Origin of the sequence: Fibrobacter sp. UWT2 (assembly GCF_900142545.1) — a bacterium.
Taxonomy (GTDB): Bacteria; Fibrobacterota; Fibrobacteria; order Fibrobacterales; family Fibrobacteraceae; genus Fibrobacter.
In genome coordinates this window covers 1-11,830 of record NZ_FRBF01000029.1, presented here as the reverse complement: position 1 = coordinate 11,830, position 11,830 = coordinate 1, and the positions used below count along the sequence as shown (strand labels likewise).

The 11,830-nt window shown below is 51.5% G+C and carries 8 protein-coding genes; 5 read left to right on the top strand and 3 right to left on the bottom strand.

The genetic code is table 11. The features are described 5' to 3' along the window. Positions 1–42 precede the first annotated feature (42 nt). Positions 43–5,001 (bottom strand): InlB B-repeat-containing protein, encoded by a 4,959-nt coding sequence (locus BUA40_RS14280; protein ID WP_083585423.1) that lies wholly within the window; start codon positions 4,999–5,001, stop codon positions 43–45. Positions 5,002–5,279: 278 nt separating this feature from the next. On the opposite strand from BUA40_RS14280, the gene BUA40_RS13360 reads away from it, so the two are divergent. From BUA40_RS13360 to BUA40_RS13350, 4 genes are all read left to right on the top strand, one after another. Then, the gene (locus BUA40_RS13360; protein ID WP_072801352.1) at positions 5,280–6,041 is read left to right on the top strand and encodes a hypothetical protein; all 762 of its coding nucleotides are present in this window, start codon (positions 5,280–5,282) and stop codon (positions 6,039–6,041) included. A 96-nt stretch (positions 6,042–6,137) separates the two neighbouring features. Next, positions 6,138–6,422, top strand: a complete 285-nt coding sequence (locus BUA40_RS14620) for a hypothetical protein (RefSeq protein ID WP_178299660.1) — start codon at positions 6,138–6,140, stop codon at positions 6,420–6,422. After that, positions 6,311–6,901 carry a hypothetical protein gene (locus BUA40_RS13355; RefSeq protein ID WP_072801351.1) on the top strand — a complete coding sequence of 197 codons (591 nt, stop codon included), beginning with the start codon at positions 6,311–6,313 and terminating at the stop codon, positions 6,899–6,901. The genes BUA40_RS14620 and BUA40_RS13355 overlap by 112 nt, the downstream gene beginning before the upstream one ends. 118 nt (positions 6,902–7,019) lie before the next feature. Beyond that, positions 7,020–7,817: a hypothetical protein gene (locus BUA40_RS13350; protein ID WP_072801350.1), complete on the top strand. Its 798-nt coding sequence runs from the start codon at positions 7,020–7,022 to the stop codon at positions 7,815–7,817. Positions 7,818–8,008: 191 nt separating this feature from the next. Here the strand turns inward: BUA40_RS13350 and BUA40_RS13345 are convergent, their stop codons facing one another. Then, positions 8,009–9,814 carry an extracellular solute-binding protein gene (locus BUA40_RS13345; protein ID WP_072801360.1) on the bottom strand — a complete coding sequence of 602 codons (1,806 nt, stop codon included), beginning with the start codon at positions 9,812–9,814 and terminating at the stop codon, positions 8,009–8,011. Positions 9,815–9,944: 130 nt separating this feature from the next. Next, the gene (locus BUA40_RS13340; protein WP_072801349.1) at positions 9,945–10,496 is read right to left on the bottom strand and encodes a pseudouridine synthase; all 552 of its coding nucleotides are present in this window, start codon (positions 10,494–10,496) and stop codon (positions 9,945–9,947) included. Positions 10,497–10,623: 127 nt separating this feature from the next. Here BUA40_RS13340 and BUA40_RS13335 point away from each other — a divergent pair, with 127 nt between their 5' ends. Next, positions 10,624–11,661, top strand: coding sequence for an NAD-dependent epimerase/dehydratase family protein (locus BUA40_RS13335; protein ID WP_072801348.1), 1,038 nt, complete (start codon positions 10,624–10,626; stop codon positions 11,659–11,661). Positions 11,662–11,830: the final 169 nt, after the last annotated feature.

Genomic DNA, 11,830 nt, shown 5'->3' with positions numbered 1-11,830 from the left:
GCCTTTTGACAAGTGTCACATTTTTGCTTAAAATTCTGTGCGCTATTTCACAAGTACCTTGCCCGAGAGCTGCTGGCTGCCGACTTTGATCTTTACAAAGTACACGCCAGACTTCGGAGCATTCAGGCTAAACTGGTTCGTACCGGCCGTAGCCTTGAAGCTACCCGACGCGACCTTCTTGCCATCGACACCGACCACGGCGTAGCTTGCATTTGCACCGGCCAACGCTTCAGGAGCCGTAAAGCCGAGCTGCAGCATGCCACCCGCAAGGGTAGAGCCAAAGCCACTCATCTTGGGAGAGGCGACCACCGCATTGCTTGCGGCCACGCGGACTTCCACCTGCTTGGCGGACTTGGCGAGAGCCACATTCATGGCCTTTTCGTCCGTAACTTCCGTCGTCACGCCCTCTGCGGTCACAAACAGCTTGAGTCCCTTACCGTTCAGGTCCTTGACGCCTTCGAACTTGAGCTTGCCATCGCGGGCAGTGTTTGCACTCACATCGAGAACCCAGCGGTATTCGTTTGCCACAGCCTTGATGCTCTTGGCAAGCTTGCGGCCCTTTTCGCTATTACGGATAGCGAGCGACACACGGCTACCCATGCCTGCAGGCGGTTCATCGAGGCTTTCTTCGGTGCCGGCACCAATCACGTTCCAGGAATCCTGTCTGCCGTAATCGTCGGCAAGAGAAACCATCAGGCTCCAGGCACCCTTGACGCCTGCGGCATCCTTGTGCATCGCCTTCTTTGTCTCGTCAGCAGTTCTTGTTTCGATTTCGAAATCCGGAGCAGCCGACATGCGCCAGGTGGTAGACTTGGTCACCTTTGCCCACACGGCTTCGTACGGACCAATCACCCGAGGATTCGGGGCATAGCCCTTCACCGGATCCCAGCGCCAGAAGGTAACCTTGGCACCGTTATCGGCATGGCCCTTCGTGAGGTTCACATTCCAGCCGTACGGGTTAGCCACCAGGTTCCAACCGCTGTACAGGCTATCGAGTTCCCACACGATTTCGCTATCCCTAGAGCCGGTCGATTCGCGAATCACTAGAGGATTACCGTCAGTCGTACCGTACCAGAAACCGCGAGTGGCATCGACGCTACCACCATCATAAGCGCGGTACTGCCAGTAGTCACCCACCGGGTTCTTTTCATCCCACCAGTAGAACGCGGCATCGTCAACAGAGACCTTCATTCGGTCGAATGCAGCCAGCGAGACCATCTGCCAGCTACCCGGAGTAGTCTTGATTTCAGAGGCGACTTCGAAAGAACCCGTGTACGTCGCATCGGAGCGTACCTTGTCGCCCACCGTCAACGTTACCGTGAACTTGCCAATCGGCGCAGGTGCAAATTCCCACTGTCCGCCGTTAACAATCGACTCCGGAATAGTGTCTTCCAGAAGCACGCCGTTTTCGCCACGCACCACCACGTAGGCCTTTGCAGATTCGTCCACGTTTTCGGTGCTGAAGGTCAAGAGCACAGCGTTGTTGCCGGACATTTTAATAGTCGGCGCCACGATCTTGATATCGCCCATCATGCTAGAACTGGAGACCACCTGCACGCTGCTGGAGCTTTCGGGCTCGCTCGAGCTAGAAACTTCGACAGAACTCGAAGATTCCGGAAGTTTTTCGTAGGTGGCCTTTACTTCGACACTCCTGGTAATCACATCGAATTTACGGTCCCAGCCAGTGAACTTATAACCATCGCGAGTCGGGTCGGCAGGCGCAACGGCCGCAGCACCGTATTCGACCCAAACTGTATCATCAATCTGAGTTTCGTCATAATCAAAAAATGTTACTGCATACACCCGCTTGGTCGAATCGTAGACCGCCGTATACACTGCATCGCCGTTCACCTTGACTACCTCAGGATCCCAGCCCTTAAACTCGTAAGTGTATTCGGCAGTAGGAGCTCGCGACAAATCGACCGGCTGTGGCACAACAGCACCAAATTCAAAAGAATCGGGAGGAGTGACATCAGAACCGTCATAATTCCTGAACACGATCCAGTACTTTTTCGGAACATAGGTCGCATGAACATCAAGATTCTTAGTCACGCTGAGATAAGTCGAATCATCCCAACCAGCAAAGGCATAGCCCACACGTTCCGGAGAATCCGGAGCGTTTGCGGATTCTTGATACGGCACTTTCTGATCCGTTCCAAATTGCGTATTGTCATAGTCAAAGAATCGGACCGTATACGAATTCTTGGTATAAACAGCCTTTACCGTCAAATCACTTAAAACATTGTCAAAATCTTTATCCCACGTATTCGTAAAGGTATAACCTTCGATTACAGGCACATTGGCTGGTGCTGTTGCGGCACCACCATGCGCAACAAGCTGTTGATCAATAAGGCTATCGTTCTTATCGACAAAGCTTACGAGGTGTTTGACTTCGCTTGGAGAAGGTTCTACAGCGTTGTACGCTCCATACTTCAAGAACGGGAGGCTGCCGTTATTATCCTTTACAAAAGCCCATTCGTAATCGTCTGCATCGGTATAAGCGGCATTCAAGAAGCCCGCAAACTGAGAAGATTTCATGTTCTTCGTCGTTTCGGTACCGTTCTTTCGCGGGTCCGAATACTGCGTTGCAGAACCGTTTCTCACCACATAAGATATGGAGTCGCTGTTAAGCCAACCATTTGTCAGCAGTTCCGTATTCAAGACACCCATCGGCAATGTTACGGTTTCATCGTCATCTTCACCAAAATGGTAACTAGACTTTATTTCATAGCCCTTGTTCAATTGGGCCCTACCAATCAGATAACCAACCTTTTTCTCGTAACCGACGGACGCATTATTGGCCGTGACCGAAATATCGCCCACACTGAAGGTATTCCGAACAACGGTCCTGACTTCATTTGCTTCTGTATAGCCAACCAAGCCACCCACATAAAGGTAGTTGCCCGCATGCTTTCCGACAACACTGATATTGCCCTGCACAGAGACTCGGTTCATGCCGCTAATTTCATTACATACACCGCACAAACCACCAATATTTGCAATTTGAATATTCGAGGTCGTTACGGATCCTGCTTCTTTTGCCGTATACTTGATTAGAACATCGGCACTGCGAGCGTAAACGTCGTCAAACACCAAGGATTTTGCGCCCTCGGTCTTGGTAAAGCCACCGAGAACACCGCCCACAAACACGTTGTTAAGGCTATCCTCGACCACAATCGAACCGTCGTAATACAATTGAGACATGGTTGCAGCCTCATTCGCAATCATCATACTTGCAAAACCGATTATGCCGCCCACATACACGCTGTCACGAGCATAAGCTCCATTGAAAGGCTTACCTCCGTCAACAGAAGTTTTCACCTTCGAAGTAATCTGGACAAGCGACGTATCGTTCGTAAGTCCCAAACCCTTTGTCTGAGCAATGCATGCTGAACCCACGACACCGCCTAAGTAGGTATCGGTATGGAGTCCGGCAACCTCAGTTCCCGACGCCGAAAGAGCAATCGAGCCCGCGGTTTTTACGCCTGAAACACTCAAGAAATCATCGCCATTCGCACCACCTTGGATACAGGTCGCTCCGTAACCCACAATACCACCGGCATAGTATTGGTAAGAGCCAGGCACCTTCAAGGAATCCTTGACATCTATGCTAGACACGCTGTTTTTTACATGGACCGATGTTCCCGATTCCGTAGAATCAAGCCCGAGAATGCCACCCACCGCAATCATGTTCGGAGATGCAGCGTCGTAGATTTTACCGTCGAACTTGTTGTCCGTAGCAACAAAATGGCCCGCGGTCGGCACATTGTAATCACGCGGTACATACAAAACACCAAACAAGCCACCCATGGAGGCACCACCAGAAATTTTTGTGGGAATAGTCTCGCCTCCCTCTTTACGCTTGGTATAGACATTCAATTTTTCTGCTGTACCACCAATGGTCTGGTAAAGTCCTGCAATACCGCCCAAAGTAGACTTGTGGCCAGTTGCATAGTCATGGACATCGACCTTAACGGAATCGTTGACAAAAGTGGCGTCTTCTTCGCTTTGAGTACGGATTGCAACGCCCGCAATACCGCCCAAGAACACGTTATGACCAGCCGACTGCAAAATTTCCTTGGAACCGGCATGCCCTGTAGTAATAGATACTATGTTCGAAATGTTGATATCGTCGTCACCCGTAATGTTTGAAATCGTAGAATTCCTGACAAGTCCCACAAGGCCGCCCGCAAAAGGCGCCTGGATAGAATCATTCGCAAGAGTCACGCTATCGATAGACACCAAATTCACAGCACCCGCAAAAGCGCCCACCGGGTAATAATCGCTACCGTCAGCGCTTTCGCCATCAATATAAATACGAACATCATTCAACTTGACATTCTTTAGCGACACGTTTTCTGCCATCTTGAAAAAACCTACCGGCGATTCCATAGGACTTTCGCTAGTAACGGTTGCCGCATAGCAGAGATGGCTGATGGTAAAACCGTTTCCGTTAAAAGAGGTGCTATCCATCATAGGAAGCGGGACGTGGTTTACGGCGCATTTGCCTACACCCGTATTGGCGGCAAATTCCTTAAGATCGATATCGGACCACAATTCGAGCGGCACCTTTCTCATAGATGTGCCACCATTGATCCATTTTTGTTCAAGCATGGTGGCCAAATTTGCCGGAGTATCTTCGACAGAGGCTATACATTCACCTTCGTTTGAAAACATCGTCACGCCGCCGCCAGGCATTCCCGGGAACGTTGGGCCTGTGGTATAGTAATGGCCGATATTCTTACCATTACTCTTATATTCAGTGCCATTATAAGTCAAAGACCAGTCCGTACTTGTACACGGCGCAGAGCCCTGGCTCAGTACCAAGGTCGTTTTTCCACTACCCGCGCTATAATACCCCCATGGTGTTTCCGACGGGACAACATAGGTAGTCAGGTTGTAATAAGATTTCGGCGTTTCAGCCGCAGCCCCGGGTGCAGCAAAACCCATGCCGGTCATCACCAGCATGGTAAACAAAAACAAACCGATTTTTGCTTTCATAAAACCCTCAACTATCTTCTTCTATATGTAAAAATACCTTAAAATTTTCAAAAAAGATAGGGGGTTGCCTCCAAAAACCCCGTGTCTGTGACATGGAACAAAAACCGCTCACATATCACACTCCACTAAAAAAAGGCGATTTTCGTAACTCATTGTCTGACAAGCACATATTTTACACGCTTTGTTGTGAAAAATATCACACTTCACATAAAAAACATTGACGTTGGCACATATTTATGCTACATTTAGGTTACAAACATTTTATAAGGAGACTACACATGTTTAAGAAAATCGCTCTTGCAGCTGCTCTTACGGCAACCGCTTCTTTCGCAACCTGGGACTACTTCCCGGTTCAGGAAGCCCATAAGGGTCAGGCCGAAATCCATTTTGACTACATGATGCAGGACGATTGGAGCCGTGGCGCTCTCTCTGCAGGCGCTCGTTACACTATCGTTCAGAATTTTGAAGCAGGCTTGATCGTTCCGTTCGTCCTCTTCACCAGCTTCGATGGCGAAGACATGAAGCAAGACGGCCTTGCTGACCTCCAGCTCTTGCTGCGTTACCAGTTCATGCCGATCATGAACGCCTTCTTGGACGTTGACCTCCCCACCTGCAATGAAGACCTCTGCGGCGAAGACGGCCCGGTCGGTTTCCACTTTGGTGTGCAGTACTCTCAGAAGTTCGGCATGGTTGACTTCGGTTCCGAACTCGGCCTCGCTCTCGAAACCAAGGGTGACGACAAGACTACGCCGCCTTGGGACATGAACCTCGGTCTCGAAGCCGACTTCGCTGTTAGCGAAATGATTACCCCGTACGTCGGTATCGACATCAACATGCTCCTCGGTAAGTACACCTATGACGGCGAAAATGGAGGCGAAAGCCATACTGGCGACATGGGCTTTGCTCCGTACCTCGGTCTTTCCTTCAATATCAACCCGATGTTCTATGCCGGCGCCCAGGCTCAGTTCTGCTTCGGCGACGACTACTATGGCGAAGAAATGCTCACCATTCTCACTGCCAAGGTCGGTGTAAACTTCTAATTTGCCTTAAAAAGCATTTAAAAAAGCTCCTGACACCCGTCAGGGGCTTTTTTTGTTAAATTTTGTTTTAGATTCAATTTACAAGGAGACTCTAAAATGCTCAAGAAAATCGCACTCGTTGCAGCCGTTGCTGCAAGCGCTTCGTTTGCCACCTACAATTTCTTCCCGGTTGGCGACGCAAACAAGGGTCAGGTCGAAATTGGCGACACCTACGCCTGGCACGATCACTGGTCCATGAACCAGGTCAAGATCAATGCCAATACAACATCATGCAGAACTTCGAACTTTCTCTCCAGAATATCGGTTACCAGATCTGGAACGAAGAAGACAACTGCGATGACACCAAGTCCTGCCCGGATAACGACGGATTCAAGGCCCTGACCGTGGGCGCACGTTACCAGTTCATGCCGATCTTGATTGGCGCCTTGGACATTCAGCTTCCGCTGAACTCCGAAGATGTCGTCGGCGACTACGACCCGTTTGGCCTGTATGCCGCTATCCAATACACCCAGGAATTCGTTCCCAACCTGTGGTTCGGTTCCGAACTCGGTTTTGACTGGAAGTTCGAAGACGAAAAGTTTGAAGAAGGTCTCAAGATGACCATCCAGGCAGAAATCGACTACACCATCACCTCTATCGGTCTTACCCCGTGGTTCGGCTTTGAATTCGACAAGAAGCTCACCGAAAACAAGGACGACGGACACGACGTTGGCGGCGACGACAACCAGATTACCTTCTGGATTGGTGCTGGCTACGATATCAACCCGATGTTCACCGTGAAGGCAAACCTCATTTTCTCTAACGGTGACCTCGATGGCGACTACACTGCCATTAACGGCAAACTCGCCATCAACTTCTAATAGGTTTTGCAAACTTTTGCAAACCGATACCCCAGATTCCTGGGGTATCTTTTTTTTACACCCCTGGCCTAACGACTTTTACTAGATTTTAAGCCAAAACTTATCCAAGGAGTCTGGAATGTTCAAAAAAATCGCACTCGCAGCGGCCCTCGTCTCTAGCGCCGCTTTCGCAACTTGGGACTTCTACCCCGTTCTCGACGGCGGCAAGGGTTCTGTAAAGGGAGGCCTCTATTACGATTGGGATCACCAGTGGTCACAAGCCGGTTTGGAACTGGGAATTCGTTACAGCGTCGTCCAGAACCTCGAACTTTCCTTGCAGGGCTGGGGCTACCAATTCTGGGGCGAATGGGACTGTAAAGGCTGCGTCGAAGGCGGCGACGGCCTTCGCGACATGACTGTGGGAATCCGCTATCAGTTCGACCCCATGGTGAACATGTTCTTGGATCTCCGTCTGCCGATTGGTAACGACGACAAGGACTACAACGCTCTGCCCAGCGAAACAACGCCCCCTTCTAGCGACGAAGTCGCCATCTATTTGGGTGCACAATTCAGCATGAAGGTGAAGGAAGCTCCGGGCCTCAAGTTCGGTACCGAAGGTGGCCTTGACTGGGGCTTTGAACACGACAAGTTCGAACGCGGCCTGGACCTCCATATCGGCGGCGAAATCGGCTATACTGTCCCGAACACCGAAATTACCCCGTTCTTCGGTCTTCAGGTCAAGTATCGTCTCTCCAACAGTTCCTACGACGGCAGCAATCAGGGCGACCGCGGCGACAAGCAGGTTAACCTCTGGCTCGGTGCCGACGCATTCGTGATTCCGAACCAGCTTGACCTTGTGGGTAAGCTGATCGTACGTAGCGGCCGAATCGGCGGCGATGCTACCGGAATCTACGCTGGCGCTGAATTCTTCTTCTAAAGAGGTATCAGGTCGCCTTGCGTAGCAAGGCTTTGAGGTCGCGCTGAGCGCTCTGAGCATTGAGCAGAGAGTTCTCAGATGAGACCATAAATGTTTACAAGAAAGGCGTGCTGATTTTCAGCACGCTCTTTTTTACTCGAAGCAAAGGGACTTTGTCCCGTGCTCACACCTCAAAGGCGCATTGCGCCGACCTATTTGATATCGTATTCCGGAATCGGGAGCGATTCGCCAGCCTTCATGGCCTTGTCGAGAGCGGCAGACTTTGTGGGGTCTAGCCACCAGTAAACAGGGATTGCGTCTTCGCGGTTGAAGCGATCAAATACTTTCTCCGGCGTACCGTAACGGTTCCAGTAGAGAATGCGGTGATGGTCGCATTGCCACATAAGTACGTAAGGCACGATTTCGGCCAGGCGGTTGTCAAGCGCCTTCAGGATTTCGTTGCGCTTGGCCAAATCGAATTCTGTCTTCTGCAAGTTGATTAAGCTATCCACCACCTTGTCCTGCACGCCGGCCAAGTTGTTCGTGCCCTTCTGCAATGCGGTTGTCGAATTCCAGCTAGCTTCCGGATCGCGCAAGCGGCCTGCACCCCAGTTCACCCAGTAAAGGTCGAAGTCGGCATCGTCCAAGCGCTTGCGTAAGGTACTCTGCGACATCTGTTCAATAGTCGCCACAACACCCACTTTCTTCAGGTCTTCCTGGAACAGCGTGAGGTGACGCAAGTCTTCTTGGCTCGTGATAAAGTTGATGGCGAACGGCTTGCCGTCTTTTTCGAGCACGCCCTGCGCATTCACCTTGTAGCCCGCTTCGGCAAAGAGGACGCGGGCGCTATCCGGGTTGAACTTGTAGAGCGGCGCCGTCGGATTCTGGTTGCCTTCCCACAGGTCAGGGTAATAGCTGTTGAGCAAGAAGTACTGGTTGTACATGTACTTTTCATTCATGGCTTCGCGATTCAGGAGCATGTTGAGGGCGCGGCGCACGCGAACATCTTGGAACTGCGGCTTGCGCAAGTTGATAGCCATGCCTTGGAAACCAATCGGTTCCTTGTTGAAGATACGCTGCTTGACCGCCCAGCCCTTCTGAATAGCGTCGAAGTCAGTCTGCTTCATCCAAATGCTGCTGGTGTAAATCGCGTAGGCGTTGATGTCCTGTTTCTTGAAAGCTTCGAGCGCTTTGGTCTGGTCGTTCATGAAGCGGTAGCGGATTTTTTCGAAGTTGTACTTGCCGCGGTTCCAGTTCTTCTTGAAGCCCCACCAATCGGCACGGCGCGCAAGTTCCACGTAGCGGTCTTCGCGGAAAGTCTTGATCTTATACGGGCCAGACACCACCGGGAATTCGTAGCGGATCTGGTTGAAGTCCTTACCGGCCCACGCATGCTTCGGGAAGGCGAGCATGCCCGCGGCTTCCCAGAAGTTACCCCAGTGAGATTCCTTCGCGGTCATCTTGATCGTTAAGCTATCCACGACCTCGGGGCGGTCAAAGCGGCTGAGCCCCACCTTGAAAATCGGCGTGAGGTTTTTCTCGTCCATGATGACGTCGTAGTAGAACTGCACATCTTCGGCGGTCACCGATTTACCGTCGCTCCACTTGGCACGCGGATCCACATGGAAGGTGAACGTCTTGCCGTCTTCGCTAACGCTCCAACTGTCAGCGAGGATTCCCACTTCGCGGTCTTCGGTGCTATGCAGGCTCACGAGCGGTTCAAACATCATGCCCATGAGTTCGGCGGAAAAACTGTTGTAGTCTTCCCACATGTTGAAGGACTTCGGCATCGCAGAACCCCAAAGCGTAATCGCGCCACAGGGGCGGGCATCCTTCGAGGCAATCGGGTCGAACTCGCCCGTTGCTTCCGGGTCTTGCGGGAGTTCGGGGCAATTCAATTCGGCATTCTTGCCAGCAGACTTTGCACCCTTGGAACCAGATTCATTGCAAGCACTAAGCGACAGCGCCGAAACCATCAAAGCCGCAGAGACAAATGCAGCACTATAAAACTTTTTCATATTTTCAATTTTCATTTTTGTGGATTGTTTAAATACTTGATAAATATATAAAAAGATGTAGCACTTATAACTTAAAGCTGATTCCGGACCAAGTCCGGAATGACAGGATAAGCGTCCGGAATGAGAGGCGCTAAATTACTTTATCGGAAACTATGCGCCACTCGCCCGGTTTTAAATCACCCAAGGGTATATTACCGATTTGCACGCGAATCAGGCGAAGCGTCGGGAACCCCACCGCCGCCGTCATATGACGAACCTGGCGATTTTTGCCCTCGATAAGCGTGAGGCGCACCCAGCTTGTGGGAATATTCGCACGGAAACGTACCGGCGGATTGCGGGGCCAAAGCCAGTCCGGTTCTTCCGCAATTTCGGCCTTGCAGGGCTTAGTATGATAACCCTTGATGTCAACGCCTTTGGCAAGCTTGCGCACCGCCTCTTCGGTAATCTGGCCGTCAACCTGCGCCAAATAGGTACGCGGGTGTTCAAACTTCGGGTCCAGCAGTTTCTTGATAAGCTTGCCGTTGTCCGTCAGCAAGAGCGCCCCCTCACTATCGTGATCCAAGCGCCCCGCCGCATACACCCCCGGCGGGAATCCGAACGTATCGAGCGCCGCATGGCCTGACTCCGGCGTGAACTGGCTCAAAACGCCAAAAGGCTTGTTGAAAAGAATGACCGTGGACATCACAACGAAAGGTAGAAAAATCCCCCTCTGTCATTCCGGTCTCCAAGCATGAGCACGAACCACTTTCAACGGTCTACTTCCTACTGCCTACCGTCTACTTCCGACTATTTTATCTATCTTTCACCACATGAAAATTCTTGTTACAGGTGCAGCAGGTTTTATTGGCTCCAAGCTCATGTTCATGCTCGCAGAACGCGGCGATGAAGTGGTGGGCCTCGACAACATCAACGACTATTACGATGTACGCCTCAAGTACGGCCGTCTCCGTGAAGGCGGCATTGAGCAGCCCGGCGACAACTTCGCCTACGGCGCCATGGTCCAAAGTACCAAGTACAAGAACTGCCGTTTCGTAAAGATGGGCATCGACGACAAGGAACCCCTGGACAAGCTCTTTGCCGAAGAAAAGTTCGACAAGGTTGTGAACCTCGCCGCTCAGGCTGGCGTTCGTTACTCCATCACGAACCCATACGCCTACCTGCAAAGCAACCTGGTCGGATTCCTGAACATTCTGGAAGCCTGCCGCCATAACGAAGTCAAGTATCTCGTTTTCGCCTCGTCCAGTTCCGTGTACGGCCTCAATAGTAAGGTTCCCTACAACGAAGACGACAAGGTTGACAATCCGGTGAGCTTGTACGCCGCCAGCAAAAAGAGCAACGAGCTCATGGCCCACAGCTACAGCAAGCTTTACAACCTGCCCGTCGCGGGTCTACGGTTCTTCACCGTATACGGTCCGTGGGGACGTCCCGACATGTCGCCTATGCTTTTTGCCCGCGCCATCTCCAAGGGCGAGCCCATCAAGGTGTTCAACAACGGCGACATGATCCGCGATTTCACCTACATCGATGACATCGCCGAAGGCACCATTCACACGCTGGACCATGTGCCCGATGCCGCCAAGTGCCCGAACAACGTGCCCTACAAGATTTACAACATCGGCTGCAGCCACCCCGTAAAGCTCATGGACTTTATCGCCGAAATCGAAAACGCTTACGGCGAGCCCGCCAAGAAGAACTTCTTGCCCATGCAGCCCGGCGACGTGTACCAGACAAACGCCGATACCACCAAACTCGAAACCGAGTGCGGCTACAAGCCCCACTGGAGCCTGCACGACGGCATCGCCGAATTCATGAAGTGGTACAAAAGCGACAAGAACCCGCTGAAGTAGCGGGAACGCCCCACAGCAATTCAGTTGAAAAGAATGAAAAACGGACCGCTTAATAGCGGCCCGTTTTATTTAATTAGTTGACCCTTAAAAAGTCACTTCGCGAGCGCAGGATAAGGAGGTTCGCCGTTTTTATTCACCCCTTCCCGGCAAAGGAAGCAACAGTATAGCC

What these genes read in the sequence shown, in the direction of transcription:
- BUA40_RS14280 (WP_083585423.1), bottom strand. Translation starts at nt 5,001, where the DNA reads ATGAAAGCAAAAATCGGTTTGTTTTTGTTTACCATGCTGGTGATGACC.
- BUA40_RS13360 (WP_072801352.1), top strand. Translation starts at nt 5,280, where the DNA reads ATGTTTAAGAAAATCGCTCTTGCAGCTGCTCTTACGGCAACCGCTTCT.
- BUA40_RS14620 (WP_178299660.1), top strand. Translation starts at nt 6,138, where the DNA reads ATGCTCAAGAAAATCGCACTCGTTGCAGCCGTTGCTGCAAGCGCTTCG.
- BUA40_RS13355 (WP_072801351.1), top strand. Translation starts at nt 6,311, where the DNA reads ATGCAGAACTTCGAACTTTCTCTCCAGAATATCGGTTACCAGATCTGG.
- BUA40_RS13350 (WP_072801350.1), top strand. Translation starts at nt 7,020, where the DNA reads ATGTTCAAAAAAATCGCACTCGCAGCGGCCCTCGTCTCTAGCGCCGCT.
- BUA40_RS13345 (WP_072801360.1), bottom strand. Translation starts at nt 9,814, where the DNA reads ATGAAAAAGTTTTATAGTGCTGCATTTGTCTCTGCGGCTTTGATGGTT.
- BUA40_RS13340 (WP_072801349.1), bottom strand. Translation starts at nt 10,496, where the DNA reads ATGTCCACGGTCATTCTTTTCAACAAGCCTTTTGGCGTTTTGAGCCAG.
- BUA40_RS13335 (WP_072801348.1), top strand. Translation starts at nt 10,624, where the DNA reads ATGAAAATTCTTGTTACAGGTGCAGCAGGTTTTATTGGCTCCAAGCTC.